The sequence below is a fragment of the Clostridium sp. JS66 genome (genome assembly GCF_033561535.1).
Lineage (GTDB): Bacteria > Bacillota > Clostridia > Clostridiales > Clostridiaceae > Clostridium_AM > Clostridium_AM carboxidivorans.
Genome location: NZ_CP131467.1, coordinates 2,165,662 through 2,183,649, shown reverse-complemented (window position 1 = coordinate 2,183,649; position 17,988 = coordinate 2,165,662). Strand labels below are relative to the sequence as shown.

At 29.5% G+C, this 17,988-nt stretch carries 16 protein-coding genes; 6 read left to right on the top strand and 10 right to left on the bottom strand.

Annotated elements, in window-relative coordinates:
- The first annotated feature begins 49 nt into the window (after positions 1 to 49).
- Positions 50 to 676 carry a HutD family protein gene (locus Q6H37_RS10255; protein ID WP_318741589.1) on the top strand — a complete coding sequence of 209 codons (627 nt, stop codon included), beginning with the start codon at positions 50 to 52 and terminating at the stop codon, positions 674 to 676.
- A gap of 151 nt (positions 677 to 827) precedes the next feature.
- A complete protein-coding gene (locus Q6H37_RS10250; protein ID WP_318741587.1) occupies positions 828 to 1,412 on the top strand; it encodes a protein kinase in 585 nt (194 codons plus the stop codon).
- 289 nt (positions 1,413 to 1,701) lie between these two features.
- On the opposite strand, the gene Q6H37_RS10245 is transcribed toward Q6H37_RS10250, so the two are convergent.
- From Q6H37_RS10245 to Q6H37_RS10210, 8 genes are all read right to left on the bottom strand, one after another.
- Positions 1,702 to 2,148, bottom strand: a complete 447-nt coding sequence (locus tag Q6H37_RS10245; protein ID WP_318741585.1) for an SMI1/KNR4 family protein — start codon at positions 2,146 to 2,148, stop codon at positions 1,702 to 1,704.
- A 114-nt stretch (positions 2,149 to 2,262) separates the two neighbouring features.
- On the bottom strand, positions 2,263 to 2,907 hold the full coding sequence (locus Q6H37_RS10240) for an HD domain-containing protein (RefSeq protein WP_318741583.1): 645 nt from the start codon (positions 2,905 to 2,907) through the stop codon (positions 2,263 to 2,265).
- A gap of 127 nt (positions 2,908 to 3,034) precedes the next feature.
- Entirely contained in the window at positions 3,035 to 4,213 is a 1,179-nt protein-coding gene (locus Q6H37_RS10235; RefSeq protein WP_318741581.1) for a M28 family metallopeptidase, read from the bottom strand.
- Positions 4,214 to 4,316: 103 nt separating this feature from the next.
- Complete coding sequence (locus tag Q6H37_RS10230) at positions 4,317 to 5,078, bottom strand: MerR family transcriptional regulator (protein WP_318741579.1); 762 nt, start codon at positions 5,076 to 5,078, stop codon at positions 4,317 to 4,319.
- 36 nt (positions 5,079 to 5,114) lie between these two features.
- On the bottom strand, positions 5,115 to 5,324 hold the full coding sequence (locus Q6H37_RS10225) for a hypothetical protein (protein ID WP_318741577.1): 210 nt from the start codon (positions 5,322 to 5,324) through the stop codon (positions 5,115 to 5,117).
- Positions 5,325 to 5,640: 316 nt separating this feature from the next.
- On the bottom strand, positions 5,641 to 5,862 hold the full coding sequence (locus Q6H37_RS10220) for a hypothetical protein (RefSeq protein WP_318741575.1): 222 nt from the start codon (positions 5,860 to 5,862) through the stop codon (positions 5,641 to 5,643).
- 93 nt (positions 5,863 to 5,955) lie between these two features.
- Positions 5,956 to 6,564 carry an SMI1/KNR4 family protein gene (locus Q6H37_RS10215; protein WP_318741573.1) on the bottom strand — a complete coding sequence of 203 codons (609 nt, stop codon included), beginning with the start codon at positions 6,562 to 6,564 and terminating at the stop codon, positions 5,956 to 5,958.
- A 60-nt stretch (positions 6,565 to 6,624) separates the two neighbouring features.
- Positions 6,625 to 7,482, bottom strand: a complete 858-nt coding sequence (locus Q6H37_RS10210; RefSeq protein WP_318741571.1) for an AAA family ATPase — start codon at positions 7,480 to 7,482, stop codon at positions 6,625 to 6,627.
- A gap of 326 nt (positions 7,483 to 7,808) precedes the next feature.
- On the opposite strand from Q6H37_RS10210, the gene Q6H37_RS10205 reads away from it, so the two are divergent.
- From Q6H37_RS10205 to Q6H37_RS10190, 4 genes are all read left to right on the top strand, one after another.
- Positions 7,809 to 8,264 (top strand): PTS sugar transporter subunit IIA, encoded by a 456-nt coding sequence (locus tag Q6H37_RS10205; protein ID WP_318741569.1) that lies wholly within the window; start codon positions 7,809 to 7,811, stop codon positions 8,262 to 8,264.
- 2 nt (positions 8,265 to 8,266) lie between these two features.
- Positions 8,267 to 8,566: a PTS sugar transporter subunit IIB gene (locus Q6H37_RS10200; RefSeq protein WP_318741567.1), complete on the top strand. Its 300-nt coding sequence runs from the start codon at positions 8,267 to 8,269 to the stop codon at positions 8,564 to 8,566.
- A 29-nt stretch (positions 8,567 to 8,595) separates the two neighbouring features.
- Positions 8,596 to 9,963 carry a PTS ascorbate transporter subunit IIC gene (locus tag Q6H37_RS10195; RefSeq protein ID WP_318741566.1) on the top strand — a complete coding sequence of 456 codons (1,368 nt, stop codon included), beginning with the start codon at positions 8,596 to 8,598 and terminating at the stop codon, positions 9,961 to 9,963.
- A 62-nt stretch (positions 9,964 to 10,025) separates the two neighbouring features.
- The gene (locus Q6H37_RS10190) at positions 10,026 to 12,101 is read left to right on the top strand and encodes a BglG family transcription antiterminator (protein WP_318741564.1); all 2,076 of its coding nucleotides are present in this window, start codon (positions 10,026 to 10,028) and stop codon (positions 12,099 to 12,101) included.
- Positions 12,102 to 12,254: 153 nt separating this feature from the next.
- On the opposite strand, the gene Q6H37_RS10185 is transcribed toward Q6H37_RS10190, so the two are convergent.
- Positions 12,255 to 17,288: a diguanylate cyclase domain-containing protein gene (locus Q6H37_RS10185; RefSeq protein WP_318741562.1), complete on the bottom strand. Its 5,034-nt coding sequence runs from the start codon at positions 17,286 to 17,288 to the stop codon at positions 12,255 to 12,257.
- A gap of 264 nt (positions 17,289 to 17,552) precedes the next feature.
- Entirely contained in the window at positions 17,553 to 17,978 is a 426-nt protein-coding gene (locus Q6H37_RS10180; RefSeq protein ID WP_318741560.1) for a helix-turn-helix domain-containing protein, read from the bottom strand.
- Positions 17,979 to 17,988 lie beyond the last annotated feature (10 nt).

The window sequence follows — 17,988 nt, the reverse complement described above, 5'->3', positions numbered from 1 at the left end:
TTTTCAATATAATGAACATAAAGATATATAAAAGAAAGGCAATTAATAGATGAAATATGATATAGAATTACTAAGGCAAGAAAATTATAAACCAACCTTTTGGTCTGGAGGCATGGCTACAGAACTTACTACATATCCATTAAACTCTGATTATGCCAGTAAAAACTTTTTATGGAGATTAGGAGTTGCTAAAATTGATATACTAGAATCTACTTTTAGTAATCTGCCAAAAGTTTCACGTAAATTCATGGTTATAGAAGGACAAATAACCCTTGATCATGAAGACAGGTATAAAAAATTACTTAATCCCTTTGAACAAGACAATTTCATGGGCGATTGGAAAACTAAAACTTATGGTAAAGCTTCTGTTTTTAATTTAATGACACGAGAAAATTATAATGGTGAATTACTTCACCTTAGTATTAACCACAATAAACAATTTAAGTTCGAATATAAATCTCCATTAAATAAAGACTTATCAGCAATTTGTTTTTACACTGTAAATGGCAGCTTTAACTGTACTATTAATGATAAAGTTTTTGAAACTAATAAAAATGATTTACTTTTAATTAACTGTGTAAATTCAAGCCGTACTCATGAATTTATGCTTTTTAATACTACTTCAGAAATTACCAATATAATAGTAAGTATAATATATCGTAATTCTGTATATTAAATAATTAAAATTTCAGATATTTAAATACTTAATATAAATAATACATTTTTATTGCGGTTTAATAAAACTCTCTGTCTACATATAGTATCCTTTTTGTATCTACCTGCATAATATAGAAAATAAGTAAGATTAACAATTTTAGAGGGGTATTATGATCGAAAAAAATATCTATAAAAAAAACCCTTATGATTTAACAAATTGCCAGCTTTTAGGCAAAGGTCATAATGGAGAAGTTTATTTGCTTCCAGATGGAAAAGTTATTAAAATAGGTCTAAATAATAAAAGTTTTACTGGGGAATATCGTATTTTAGAAAAAGTAAATGGAAACAGGTATTTTCCAAAAATAATGGAAATTGGATCTAATTATATGGTAAGGGAGTGTGTTCACGGAAAAATTTTATCAAAACATATAAAGAAAAATGGTATGGATAAAAATCTTGCTTGTAAAATTATAGATATGTTAAAAGAATTTGAAAAAATAAAGTTTAGCAAAATTGATGTAAGATGCAAAGATATATTTATACAAGAAGATGGAGAATTAAAAGTAATTGATCCTAAAAAGTGTTATTCAAGGCAAAGAAATTTTCCAAGGCATTTATCTAAAGGGTTATACAAATTGAAAGTTTTAGATTATTTTATGGAAGTATTAAAGGAATATGACAATAGATTATATAGAAAATGGAGTAAAAAAATAAACAAATACATTAAACAAAGAGAAAAATTATCAGAATTGTAACTTCAATCACATACTTTCACTTATATCATAATTTAGATCATAATAAGAAATGGCAATTTCAACTACGTTATCCAGCGCTTCAGGTGTATTATAGTTTGTGTCTATATGAGTTGAGTATCTATAACAATTTTGCTAATTGACTTTTTACTTTCTTTAATACTACAGTCTGTCGGCTTTTGGATAATCTCTTATGTGAATTTATTGTCAAATGTACAACTTCACCCAAAAGCCCCATACCCTCAATTTTTGATAAAATTTTCAAGCCATTGATGCCCATATATCTCTATTTTTATGTATATATTTTTTTCACAAAATCTGAAAAACTATCTGCAACTGCTCTAGGATACTCTCCATTCCTAAAATCAGGCCAAAATTCGTGATCCAGATGATATATCTTTCCATACTTATCCTTACTCAAATCTATATAAAAAGTATTATCCGCATAATCACTCGCAAATGGAACTAAGTTCATTGGTGTTAGTTTATCAATTTCCTGCCACTCTAATAGCCTGTTTATTGTTAGTAATCTACCGCATGTATTTTTAATGGGGAAAAACGAACCAAGCTTAATTCCACCTTTGACTTTAGCCTTACAATCATTTAAACGCCCAGGATTATGCTCTAGATAAAAAGTTTTCATATCGTTTGGAAATTTAAACATATACTTTTTTTCTAATTCTAATATATCATTCTCGTCTATTTTCTCAATTCCACAGTCTTTTATAAATTCAAACATACATCATCTTCCTTTACATTCATTTTTTTATATTAATTATAATAATACTTATAAGTATCATATATTCAGTTTTTTAGCAAACTGTATAAGTTCTCTAAATTCGACTAATCTCAATTATATAAACCCTTCCCATTCATTAAGAAATTCATTTAAAAAATTCTCCATATATTTATGTCGTGATTCAGCTAAAATTTTAGCAGTCTCTGTATTCATCAAAGCTTTTAACTTTAATAGCTTTTCATAAAAATGATTAATTGTTGTTCCCTTAGACTTGATATATTCGTCTACATTCATATCTTTACGTGGTTCTTCGTTTGGTATATGCATACTTCTATTTTTACTGCCCCCATATGCAAATGTCCTTGCAATTCCAATAGCCCCTATTGCATCAAGTCTGTCTGCATCTTGTACTATTTTTCCTTCCAAAGTTCTTGGACTTTGTGTACCTGTGCCCTTAAAAGATATTGATTGAATTATGTCACATATGTCTTTTATTTTTATATCATCTATTTTGTTACTCCTTAAAAACTCTTCTGCATTTGAAGAAGCTCCTATATTTCCAACAAATAATTTATAATCATCTACATCATGTAATAAAGCAGCCAGTTGAACTATTTCTAAATTAGCATTTTCTTCTTTACAAATAGAAGTGGCTAATTTATAAACTCTAATACTATGATAATAATCATGTCCACTATAATCATTTTGAAATCTCTCTTGAATATATAGCAATGTTTTTTCCAATAAATCTTTATTCATATTTTCTCCACCTTTAAAAATATCTTTAACAATTTTGCTACTTATGAATTATAAATATCATCTTAACAAACTCATATCTTTCTGTAAATACCTTAATATTTTAAATGTAATAGATTTTTTTAAATACTTAAACAGGAAAAGCTGAAACAATTTGAGCTATATAGCTTACTATATGCTCCACCATATCAAAATCAATAGTATTCAACGTATCTTTTGAGGTATGAGTGTATTCTAAGGCACCACTAAAAAGATCTGACGATGTTACTACTAAACAAGGTATCCCTCTAAATATAAAAGGAACATGATCTCCAGCATACCATTCTTTACCTTTAACAATTTTTTTATTTTTACTCATAGTAGAGTTTATAATTTCACTTATATTATCATTTAGATTGTGAAAGGAAATGGCAGTTTCAGCTCCTTTATGACATGGTGAATCTATATTAATCATAAGCTTAATTCTATCTTTTTCATTATCAATTAATTTTAAATATTCCATTTCACCACACGCACCATAAAATTCTTCACTATTAAATGGTACAATCTCTATATCGTATGTTTCAGATTTCAATACTTCAGCCACCTGCAGCAATACTGCAACTCCTGCCGCATTATCCAAAGCTCCAGGTGTATTATATTTTGTGTCCATATGAGCACCTATAACAATTTTGCCCATTGATTTTTTAGCCTTCTTTAATGCTACAATCTGCCTGCTTTTAGATAATCTTTTATGAGAATCTATTGTCAAACGTACAACTTCACATAAAAGCCCTGCAGCCTCAATTTTTGATAAGGTTTGCTCATTAATATTTCCTGATGGTATTAAAAAATTTCCATCTTCAAAAAGCGAAAATGGATTTTGACCACTTAATGGATTCTGACCTGTTACAGCAATAATTGCTCTTGGCTTCTTCCTTTCAAGTAAGGAAATAAGATATTTATGCTCCTCAGGATAATAAAATGGATAATCTTTGGGCTGCAAAGGACTTTCTGTAAGTTTTTCTGACAATAATAAGATAACATCATTACAGTCAATCTCCTCTAATTCCTCAACAGTTTTGGCCATAACCAACTTTCCACTTCCTTTAAAGGGCTCAGAAAAAGGACTTGGCTCAACTTTAAATGAGTGACTGTCAATCATAAGAGTTGATTCCCCCTTTTCCCAAACAGCACATTCAAATGGCAGAGACTTTATTGAACAGTTAATATTTTTAAGCTTATTTTCTAAAAAATTTACTATTTCATCATTTGCAGCTGTTCCTACTGCACGTTCTTTTGTAATCACTTCAAAAACCTTACTTATCATTATTTTACCTCCAGTTTTTTTAATAATTTAGGATAAAAAATAACACATCATCCTTCTATTAAAAATAACATAGAAAATATAGGGTGGTGTGCAAGTGTAAGGTTTATAAATTTTTCATCTCTTCAATAATTGGAGGTATTTTTTGAGCTGCTTCTAGTAGTTTATTTAATTCATAAAGCCATCGATCTCCCACCGAAATAAAATTATCATACTCCTGACAATCCAGTGCTGACACCACTAACTCGGCATGTCCTTTATCATACATTGACATACTGCGGTGAATCGAAGCCATACTATATCCAGACTGTAATAACATATATATAATGTGCATTCTTCCTAGATCAGTACTTGAATAAAGTTTTTCACCTTTTGTACCTACTTTTTCTGTAAGAATTAATCCATTCCTTTCCCAGTTTCGTATGGCTTCAGCAGTGACTCCAAGATAATTAGCAATGTCTTTACGTGACAGCATTTTCTTTTCTAATAAAATCTCATTACCTTTGGTTGAGTTTGCCCAATTCTGTAGCATTTCACAAGCCTTTTGCGCCTTCTTAATTTCATGTTCAATTATCTGTATATAGCACTCTGTATTTTGTACTGCTTCATCCCACTGTTTTTTTGCTATTGAACAAATGATTTCATTACCAGCATTTCTTATGTGCCTGTTTATAAAAGGGTACCCAAAAATACACCGACAAACCTTTATTTGTAATACATGTAATTCTTCAAATATGCGGTAGTTATTCACATTTCTTTTTGCTTTAGATATAAAGCCCAGCTTTTCATATAGTCTTACGGTATTTGGATGAATACCATATATTCTAGCTAAGCCAATAACATTATATATTTTTTTATTTTTCTCCATAATATCTCACCATACCAAATCAAAACTCGCATATATCTAATTATAAGCTTCTTCTCTATAAACAACTAACTTTTTCTTGTATCTTCCTGATAAATAATATAGCATACTGCAAATAGTAGAAAATACAGAGGTAATTAAAATAGCATACCAAATTCCTTTAATTCCTATGCTGGTTTGTGACATAAAATTAGCTAGTGGTATTCTAAATAATAAAAGTGTTACTGCTGAAATTGTCATAGTTACCATAGTTTTACCAGAACCTGTTATAATACCATTGGTTACTGCTGGATTATAATATATAACTATGGTAAACTATCCATGTACAATTCAATATAGTCGCATGTGGGCAACTGGTATCGCTATCCCTTTAAGAAGACAGGTGATACATATGTACGAAATGTTTATAGTGGTTTTTGTTTCTAATCTTCAATCCATCTTACCATATCTGGCTCAAGTAAAATATAATGAGCCATCCAACAATCTGAGTTTTCAGTACCGATTTCGTGATTATTAACACAAACAGTGTTTATGCCATCTAACCCATCAAGACCACAACATCCATTTAACCGCGGGATGCATCGGAATGATGTTTTGAATTAATCAAGTCATTTAAATTAATAATTATTTTACCTTTAGAATTACTATCATAGCTTCCATCTCCAATAATATAAAATCCCGAAGGAATATAATCCTCACCATCATTCTCATTTAACAAGTTTAGATTCTGTAGTTTTATCAAATGTTTCGTTAATTCAATATTACATTGTTTACATACCAATTTCATATTTACACCTCTTATAAACAGAGTTGTTCTTGTTTTCCCTTAAATTACAATTTTAAGTTATATACTAAGAATTATACAATAATCTTCTTTTATCTAAATATTTTCACATACATATTTCAATTCACAGAAAAAACATTCTAAGAAATTTTTAAAATCACCAAATACTACCATATCTATTTCTTCAAGTTCCTCTCTACTCTCACATTGATAATATTCTTCATGATCAAGTAATACTAACCTGTAATTATTCAATACATCAAAACATATAGGTCCAATATCATCTAATTCTCCTATTGGAATATATCCAAATTTTAAAAGTTCCTTACATTCATTAAATATATGATATATTTCATCTAATGGTTTATCAGGCGTTTGATTAATAATATCTACTTCCATATCATAATCATCATAACCATTAAAATTATCAACTATACCTTCTAACTTGTCAAATAAATAAAAATATGAAGACATAAATGCTTTATATAATTCTGGTAACTTTACTTTAAAACATTCTTCTAATCTAGCTATATCCTCTTCTGAAACATTTGATTCTATTAACTTCCATTTATTTTTATCATTATCTATCATCTCTTCTGGAATTTCTCTATAGAAATTTGAAGATATATAAAATTTCTCTGGATGATTCTTCTCTAATGTTTTAAAACAATTTTCTATAAAATCTTTACATTCCTTTTTTGTCATAATATTACCCCTAATTTCTTCATCATCTAAATTAATTTCTAGTTGAAATGTATAATAACATTAAAACTCATTTTCATGTCTTTTAAAAAACTCATAATATGCACGTACATTTTCTAACTCTGTCCATTTTTTCACATCAACTGGATTTTCATCAAGATCATATATTTTTGCTCCACTCATGGCAAGCAGAAATGGTGAATGTGTTGATATAATAAACTGACATCCTAAATATCGTGCAGAATCCTCAATAAGTCTCACTAATTCCAGCTGACGTCTTGGAGAAAGACTATTTTCAGGCTCATCTAATATATATAATCCATTTTCATCTATTTTTTCAATAAAATATCGAAATGCACTTTCCCCATTTGAATATTCCCTTACGTTATCCATCAATTCATTTCTCACAAAACGTGACTGTGTTATGCTTCTAGTAGTATTTACTTTTTTTAGCTGCTCGTAATCTTTTATAGATCTTATTTGAAAATGAGAATATTTTGCCTCCAAATACTCTTCAAAAAGTTTTTCCCGTTTTTGATCAATTCCTTCGTTAAGATTACGAATATTCAACATATAATCAAATACATCATCACTTGTTATAATTCTGCTGTTTTCAGGAATATCATCATCTTCAAGCTGCATACCACACATATTCACATAGTGAGAATAAAAATTAGATTTATTATAGATAGAGTCTCTACTTATTCCTGTTTTTTCTGCTATTACATTTAATGCTGTAGATTTTCCCGAACCATTTCCACCATATAAAATGGTAATTGGTTCAAAATCAATTCTTTCAAAACTATGTTTCGATAATATCTTAAATGGATAAAAAGAATCATAGCACGTTCTTCTTTCCTCTATTAAAAAATCAAATTCCATATCATCACTTGGAAATGTAAAAACATTTAAATAAACCATTATCATCTTCCTTATTATATTTAACTTTATTTGTATGTTGAGATGTTATTTGCAACATCATAAACAACTTACTTTTTATACCCATTGGTATATATTGGTCAACACAATTATAATATGCAAAATATATAAGGTCAATATCCATAAATATCTTTACACTTATAGAGGTTTAAAGTTTTTCCAATATATAAGAAGTCACATTTTGCACCCAAAAAAGTGTCATATCTGCACTTGTAAACGCTTTTTTCTAAATTTATAATAAGTCATGTAAATTAAATATTGGTTAGCATATCATTGCATTAATACAAATGAAGCGAGGTGAGGATAATATGCTATGTGATTTATTAAATAAGGATACTATTCAAATTGATAATAAGTTCCATATGGACTGGGAGGATGCTATTCGAAAAGCAGCCATTCCACTGTTAAAAAATAATAGTATTGAAGACAAATATGTAGATGCTATGATTGATTCCGTAAAAGAAAATGGTCCTTATATTAATATAGGACAAGGTATTGTACTGGCACATTCTCGGCCAGAAAATGGAGTTCATAAAATTGCAGTTTCCCTTTTGAGAACATATCCAGCTGTCAACTTAGTAAATGAAGATCATAAAATCCAACTATGGTTTGTATTAGCAGCTATAGATAGTAACAGCCATTTAAAAGTAATTCAACAGTTAGCAGAACTCTTGGGAGATCAAGAAAAAATCAACCAGATGCTAGCTGCAGAAAGTGTTGATGAAATAGTAAATATTATTAATTTAAATAAAAAGGAGAGATAGATATGAAAATTATTGCAGTATGTCAAAGTGGACTAGGAAGTAGTTTTATGGTTCAAATGAATATTCAACAAGTTATGCAAGAGGAAGGGGTTAATACAGATAATATTCAACTAGAACATAGTGATGTAGGAAGCGTTACCGCTGAATCAGCAGATTATTTCTTTGTTGAATCAACTCTTGCTGGAGCACTCAGCAGTATTCCTGAAGATAAAATTGTGTCACTAAAAAGCCTAATTGATAAAGAAGAAATAAAAAAACATTTAAATAAAATTTTAGATAAAGAAAATATAATCCATTCTTAAATAAAGTAAACTAAGAGGTGAGTTTGAAAATGAAATCTTTACTAAATTTATTTATATCCATTGCAACTCAGCCTGCTATTTTAGTTGCTTTAATTGCAATGTTAGGTCTTATTTTACAAAAGAAAAAGTCAACTGAAATCGTTCAAGGCACAATCAAAACTTTTGCCGGTTTTTTAGTTCTAATCGGAGGTGCAGGTATTTTAAGCAATTCCCTAACACCTTTTTCCAAAATGTTTGAATTTGCACTACACGTTCAAGGCGTTGTTCCAAGCAATGAAGCAGTGGTTGCAATTGCTTTAGTCAAATATGGAACTACAACAGCACTTATAATGTTAGTGGGAATGATTGTTAATATTGTATTAGCTCGTTTTACAAGATTTAAATATATTTTTCTAACTGGTCAGGCAATGCTGTACGTTTCATGTTTAACTGCAGTTGTTTTAGTAAGCGCTAATCTAGGAACTGGCTTAGTAACAATTTTACTTGGAGGATTATTTGAAGGAACATTATTGACTGTTACACCTGCCCTATGTCAGCCATTTATGCGTAAGATTACAGGTGGTGATATGGTTGCAATGGGACATACAGGAAATATAGGCTATGCACTTTCTGGATTAATTGGCAAATGGTTTGGAAACATTGAACAAAACACTGAAGATTTGAATATTCCTAAAAGTTTAAGTTTTTTACGTGATTCAACGGTGTCAATTACTTTGTTAATGTCTGTGGTTTACATTGCACTAGCTATTGTTGCTGGTCCAAGCTTTGTTGAAAGTAAGTTGAGTTCAGGTAATAACTTTATCATATATGCCCTTGTTCAAGCAGGGACTTTTGCTGCTGGATTTATCGTAGTTCTTCAAGGAGTCCGCATGGTTTTAGGAGAAATTGTACCTGCCTTTCAAGGTATTGCTCAAAAGCTAGTTCCAAACTCTAAACCTGCATTAGATGTACCAATTGTATTTCCATATGCGCCAAATGCTGTTTTAATTGGTTTCTTTGTAAGTTTTATTGTAGGTACTATAAGCATGCTTATAATGATTGCTATGAAGACAACAGTTATTATTCCAGGTGTTGTTGGCCACTTCTTTTGCGGTGCAGCAGCTGCTGTTTATGGAAATTCAACTGGAGGAAAACGAGGTGCAATCCTTGGTTCGGCAGTTAACGGATTATTAATTAGCTGGTTGCCGCTGTTTATTCTTCCTGTACTAGGAAACTTAAAACTTGCAGCATCTACATTTGCAGATACAGATTACTTAGTTCCAGGAATTATATTGGGTAAAATTGGATCTTACGGTCAATTAGCACTTATTTTTGGCATTATTGCTTTTACACTTATAGTAGTTCTTTTGAGCTTTTTACTAAATTCTCGCAGCCAAAAAGAAATAACAGAAAAATAGAAATTATAACCTCCGGATTTTAATTCGGAGGTTCTGGTATAGTCTGAAAAGAGGTGTATTTTATGATTCACTTTAGTCATACAAAACATGGAGATGAGCTGTTGAATTTATTAATAAATGCTGGTAGATATCTATCTCTTCAAGAATTACAGGATAGATTAAAATTATCTAGAAGAAGTGTGTTCTATATCCTTAAAAGAGTCAATGATGAACTTGAGCAAAATGATTTGGACCCTATTCAAAGAATTGGTACTGTAGGGTACTATTTAACTCCAGATAATATTACACAGTTAAATAAAAAACAGTGTTCATCTAATTTTACACTGCAATCCAAACTTAGTCGCCTTGAAAGAGAACAATTTATTATATATAAATTGATAAATAGTGAAAGAGTTTCATTACTTACAATTACTTCAACTTTAAATATTTCTAAAAATACTGCTATTAACAATTTAAAAAATGTAAGCTGTGAATTAAAAAAATATGAATTAAAATTAATTAAATCAAAGCAAGGTCAAAAAATTGAAGGGCCAGAATTAGCACAGCGTAATTGGGTATATGAACAATTGAGCAAGCACAGTTCAGTTATTTACAGTCAACTATCCAATGATCCAAGTAAATTGTCACAAATTAACACTTACCTTCACCAGTTAGAAAAAATAACCGGAAACTACTTAACAGATGATGCTTTAATGATTATAAGTACTTTCATACTTTGGTATTTAAATCGCACTAGAAATGCAAACAAATTATTAATTAATAGTCCAGAAAATGTAAAATTTGAAGATCCAGCAGGACTAAAATGGACCAAAGAATTTCTTAATAAAAATGTCATTATAAACGAAAGCGAAGCTCATTATTTATTAAAAATGATAAATTCCAGCCAGTTTTCTAAAGTAAATCAGGAAGACCTTACAATTAAGAAATTAATTCCTATTACTAGGGCAATAGTTGATAGATTCAATAAGGTAGCTGGTGTTGCTATTCCATCAAAAAATTTGGAAATTTCTTTAACTACACATTTGCTTTCAACTTATAACCGGGTAAAGTACAATATTTCTTATAATCATCCAAATCTAAAACAAATAGAAGTAGAATATCATCAGTTATTTAGCCTTACAAGATATTCTGTTTACTATTTTGAGAAATTTATTTCAACACACTTAAGCGGTGATGAAATAGCACTTATTGCTCTTTATTTTGGAAGCGAACTTAGAAAGCTAGAAGAAAAATCTCTTAAAAATGAAAAACCTGATGTAATTGTAGTTTGCTCCAGCGGAATAGGTACATCTATTTTTTTAGAACAGCAATTGCACAATCGTTATCCTTCAATTAAATTTTCTTCACCTATGAATGTCCTCCAGTACGAGAGTAGTTCTCTGTCTGGAGTTAAACTAGTTATTAGCACAATAGACTTGCATGAAAGAAAACAGATACCAGTAATTCAAGTTCCTGCAATTCCAGATGTATCAGAATGGAATTATATTACCCAAGCACTTGCTAAAGTCGGCCTAAATAGCGAAAAGAAGTCACAAATTAATACGGAAAATTTGATGGATATTATTAGTAACTATGCTAGGATTGAAGATGTAAATGGTCTTAAAAAAGCATTGGAAAGTTATTTTAATCAAGTAAAAAATGTTAAGAAGTTAACTACAGAAAATAATATCAAACTGCAAGATCTGCTTTTTGAATCCCACCTTATGATATATAAACAAAAGTTAAGTTGGGATGAGGCTGTTCAACTTGCCTATGCTCCCCTTATTAAAGAAAATATCGTAAAATGCAGATATATTGATGAAATTATTAATTTAACTAAAATTCATGGACCATATATGGTGCTTGGAAAAGACATTATGCTTGCACATGCAAAACCAAGCGATGGTGTCAACTCCATTGGAATTTGTTTAGCACTGTTCAAACATGCTGTGGATATACCAATTCTGAACGATAATAAAACAGTTAAAGTTAATCTCATTATAGGATTAGCCCCAGTTGATTCAGTAAGTCATCTTACAGCACTATCACAATTGATGAATAAAATTCAAGATAGCAATTGGATAAATTCTATTTATAAATGCAATAATAAAAAACAATTAGAAGAATTAATTATTGAGAAACCTCACCATTTTTTTTAATATAATTAATGGATCAGGCAATAGCGTCGCATTCATTTAATCAATTAGCAACAAAAACTATAAAAGTCTTTGTTGCTAATATACTTCATATCAAATATCTCTAGCTATATCATTTCCAATTTCTATCCCTATACCTTTTTTAATATAACTTCGTTAACTAAAAACAACCTTATTTTTTCCAGACTTTTTTGCTATATACATTGAATCATCAGCTTTTTTAATCAATTTTCCTATGCTATCTCCATGATCTGGGAAAATAGAAACACCTATGCTAGCTGAGACATAACCATTATTTTCACCCAAAACAATTCTTTTACCAACCTCATTAATGATATTTTTACATACATCTCTAATAACATCAGTATGGTGTACGTTTGTCATAAATATTATAAATTCATCTCCACCAAATCTTGAAACCATATCGCCCTCTCTTACTGCTTTAAGCAATCTTTCTGAAACGATTTTTAAAACTATATCCCCGCTGCTATGTCCCAATGTGTCATTTATCATTTTAAAACCATCCAAATCAATAAATAAGATTGCTAGTGAAAATTTATTTTCTTTTGCTAATTGCAGTGAATTTTTTAGCTTACTATAAAATAGTTTTCTGTTTGGAAGACCTGTAAGGTTATCATGATTAGCCATTTCTTCTAACAACTTTTCAGCTTTTTTACGTTCAACAATTTCTTCTCTTAGCTTAGCTGTTCTTTCTTCTACTAATTCTTCAAGCTCTTCATGATTCTTTCTGAGCTGCCTTTCAGACTTCTCTAAATTAGCATAGAGTGCTGCATTTTCCATAGAAATTGCTAATTGTGAAGAAATAATCTTCAATATTTCTATACGTTCCTTATTAAATACACCTTGTATTAAGTTGTTTTCTAAATAAAGTATACCAAGTAAATTTCCCTTACTTATAACAGGCATACACATGATTGATTTAGGTTTTTTAGCAGCAATATAAGGATCACTTTTACACTTTTCAGAAGCACAAGCATTCTCCAATATGACACTATTCCTTGAACGTCCTACATAGTAAATTATTTTCTTGGGTAAATCTATGGTGTTTTCGATATCAATTTCTTTCATAACTTCTATATCATTTCCATCCATGCTTCCTTCAGCTTGTACAACATATTTTTCTCCTTTTTTTATTAAGTAGCAAGCTTTTTGTGCTCCTGCATTTTCAAGTACTATATATACAAGCTTTTTCAGAAGCTCTTCTAATTTTATTTCACTAGAAATTGCATGAGTTGCCTTTATAATTGTTGCAGTATCTAAAACCATAGAGCTTTTATCTATTTCATTTTCCAAATTAACAACCATATTTTTAATGGGTGTATAATCCTGCTTATGAAATCCTAAAATTTGTGAATATAATCCCTTCAAATGGTTTGCTTTAGAAGTTGCTCCCCATAAAATATAGCAGTATATAGCTTGTTCCATATAAACTTTTGCTATTCGTTTATTTTTTAGGTATAGATAGAACTTTGCTGCTAATTCATTTGCAAGTGCTTCCTCTTGAATATAACCATTGTCTGATGCTAATCTAATAGCCTTTTCATAAAAATTAATTGCTTTAAGAGTTTTTCCCAAAACCCTTGCCTGTTCCGCCTTTATCAAATAAAATTTATGTAGAAAATTACCTTCTGCATGTTTTGCCCATTTCTTCATTTTACGTTGACTTGCAGAAACCTTATTTAGGATTTGTTTTTTTCTAAATAAGGATTGATGTTCCAACTCTGATAGCATAATTAATGAATTATAAAAATAAAAAACTGGAATGCTTAAAGTACCACTTACTCCATCTAAATATTTTTCTGCAATTGCAGAATTCTTTAAAGCTTTCTCATATTCACCAAACAAGTATGCAAGAATAGCTTTATTTATATATACATCACAAAGATTATTTCTATCCTTTGTTTCTAAATGTATGGGTATCATTTTATCTTCATCATATACCACGCCTTTCAAATAGTAGATATTATTTGAAGAACCTATTAAATTTAATACTGCTTGATGATATATCGACTGTGTGGTGAGGGTTTCCTTATTTTTTATATTATGCATAAAACTATTATATTCAGACATTTTTCTTTCTAACTCAATTAAATTCTGCCCTGAATAATAAGCATAAATGCTGTGAATACAGGCAGCTGTACAGGCATAATCCAGCTGTCCTGTCTCTTGTCCAATTGAGTAAGCATTAGTAAATTCATTCAATGTGCTTTTGGCACTTAGTTTCCATGAACTTATAAAAGAATTATATAAAACAAGTGTTTGTGCTCTATATTCTTTTGCATCAAACTTATCCAATAATTTTAAAGATAGTTGTCCAAACTCATAACCAGAATCAATATCATTAGTGCAGCATAAAAGCATTCCATATGCAGCATAGCCTATAGGTGAACTATTTAAGTTTCCATGCCTTACATATAACCTTACTGCTTTTAATGTTATAAGTAAGAAAAGATTTGGATTTAGCATATAAGTTGCCATGCCCATCTTTACCATAATTCGTAACGCTGCCGATAAAAATAAATCTGTCATCTCAGGCAATTCAAATAAATCAGCTGGTTGTTTGCCTGTGAGCATAAATTTTGTTTTCATTAGTGAAATTAAAGCATCTGCTAAGCTTGGATTTTGTGGAAATTTCATTTTTAAAAGTTTAAGAACAAATAGTGCAGTATCCAATACTTTTAATTTTTCATTTTGTACAGTATAGGCAATAATTCTAATTTCATATGACTTGATTTTGTCCAAGATTGTTTTACTATTATTTAATGCTATTTCAGTATATTGTTCTACTGTATTATAGTCTCCACTTAAACAAGCTACTTCTGCAGCTTCAACGTATAAAGAATGAGTTAGTTCATAAAAATTATTCCAACCATATTCATCCATTAACATTATCCCTATAGATAAATATTTATATGCAGTATCATATGCAGCCGATTTTTTTGCCATTTTTCCAGCACTTAATTCTAGCCCCGCTATTTGCTCTTTTTCAGAAGGATCATGTACTAATTCAATACCTAAGTTCAATTGATTAACAATATCCAGGACTTTTGTTCTGTTTTTCTCCAAATCAGTGCCAGATATCATAAGTCTTCCTATTTCAAGATGTATTTCTTTTCTATTTTTTTCTTCAATCAGTGAATATGCAGCCTGTTGAATACGGTCATGAAGAAAGACATAGCTTTTTAAAGTTGAACTGTCTATTGGTAAAATCATACCTTCCTCTGATGCAGCACAAATATCAACATATATGTCTTTCAAATCCTTTTTACATATGATTGACAATGTATGTAAATCAAACTGACTTCCTATACATGCTGCTAATTTTAAAGTTTCAATTGTATTTTCAGGAAACTTTGATATTCTATCAGCTATTAGTTCTACAACATTATCAGTTATTTGAGAATTTTTTATACTTTCTATATCCCACTGCCATTTCCACTGTTTTTTATTAAACTCAATTAAATGTTCTCTATATAGTGAATATAAAAATTGGCTTAAGAAGAAGGGATTACCTCCTGTTTTTTGATGACTTAATTCTGCCAACAATTTTGCTTCCTTCAAATCACAGTGAAAAGTTTCTGTAATCAAATGCTGTACATCAATAAGTTCCAACGGTTTAAGAAAAATTGTATTCACTAATATGTTTTTACTTTTAATTTTGTCTAAAATTAATTTTAGAGGATGCTTTGCATGTACTTCATTGTCTCTATAGGCACCAATAATAAGTAAATTGCTTATTTGAGAATCATTTATTAAAATTTCCACTAACTTAAGAAAGGATAAATCTGCCCATTGTAAGTCATCTAAAAATATTATTAATGGATGCTGTGCTTCACAAAAGGTTTTAACAAAATCTTTAAATACTTTTAAAAAACGATTTTTTGCTTCTTCTGGCGAAACTTCAATAACTTCTGGCTGTTTTCCTATTATAAATTCCACCTCAGGTATCACATTTATAATTATTTGACCATTTAATCCCAAGGAAGCTAAAAGTTTATTCTTCCAAAATTCTATTTGTTCTCTATTTTCACCTAAAATCTGTTGAACTAAATCCTTGAAAGAATGAATTAATGCTGAATAAGGTATATCATGCTCAAATTGATCAAACTTTCCTGAAATGAAGTATCCAAATTGTTCTTTGACAGATCTTTGAACCGTATTTACCAATTGAGACTTTCCTACACCTGAATAGCCTGTAATCATAACAATTTCCATAGGCTTTTTATTAATTCTTTGAAAAGCAGCCTTTAATATTTTGATTTCCTTTTCTCTTCCATATAGTTTATCTGGAATTTTAAATGCCTCTGAAAAATCTTTTTCTCCTATTTTAAAATATTCTACTGAACCAGTGTTTTCAAACAACTTCTTACATCTTTGTAAATCTCTCTTTAAACCTACAGCACTTTGATACCTATTTTCAGGCATTTTTTCAATGAGTTTCATCACTATATCTGAAATTACCTTTGGAATATCAATATTATTTTCACATGGAGGTGCAGGTTGTACAGCAAGGTGGCAGTGAACCATGGCCAGTTTGTCATCTGCCTGAAAAGGTAAAAATCCAGTGATCATTTCATAAAAGATTATTCCTAAAGAATAAAAATCTGTACGATAATCAATTTTACTCTTTGTCTTGCCAGTTTGTTCTGGCGAAATATACTCTAATGCATTTTCTAAATCATTCACATAACTTAGCTCCTGTGAAAAAAGTGATGCACTTTCAAATCCAGTAAGCTTTACCGTCTTAGTTTTCATATTTATTATAATGTTATCAGGATTAATGGCTTTGTGAATAATATTGTTATTATAAGTATCAATAAGCGCTTGTGCTAATTTAATTGTAATCATTAAGAAATCCATTAAATTAAACCTTTTAGATTTATTTAAAATTTCTCGAAGAAATCTGCCATGAAAATTTTCTAAAACTAAGACAGGTGTTTTCTCATAACTTTCCATATTATAAATTTTTACAACATTATCACTGCAAATTTTTCCATTTAATTCATATTCGTTCTTTAGCTTTATTACATCACATAAATTAGGATATTCTTCACAAAGAAATTTCAATAAAACAGGCATACCATCATTTAATCTAATCCCACTGTAAATTATAGTTTTGTTTCCTTCATAAACTTTTTTATCTAATTCATAGCCTGCAATATTGATCATTCAATAACCTCCTAATAAAAATCAAGTAAATTTCATATTTCTTAATAAGTAAACATTTATATATTCGACAAAAAAGGCTATTATCCTTTGAGTAATTGGAAAATTTCTCAAAAACTAAGAGGAAGACATTAAAATCTTCCTCTTAGTTTTTATACTATTTTTTTATTAACTGATTAATTCCATTTTCAACTCCATAAGTCACAATTCCTGTACCGCCGAAAATAGTAATTTCTTTTATTTTGTCATCTTTTAAATATGCCTATTTTAATACAATTCCTTAATTATTAAATCATCAACATATTCATCACAATCTTTACAGTAATATTTTATTTCTACTTCTTTTCCACACTGTTCATGACACACTGTTTTTTTACATGCTTCTAAATGTTTATTTGCCCACAATATTATTGAGTTAAATACATGTTTAAAATCCATTCCCTTTTCTGTCAATAAATATTTATATCTTGGAGGATGTTCATTATATATTTGAGCAACTATGAATCCATTCTTTTCAAGAAGCTTTATCCTATCTGATAAAATATTAGTAGGTATTGGTTTTAAAGCTTCTTGCAGTTCCTTGAATGTATTTTTATTATTTAAAATTCTATGAAGAACCAGCAAAGTCCATTTATCACCTACTATATTTAAAGTTTGAGCCAAATTACACTTGAAGTCATATGTTTCCTTCAAAATACCATCT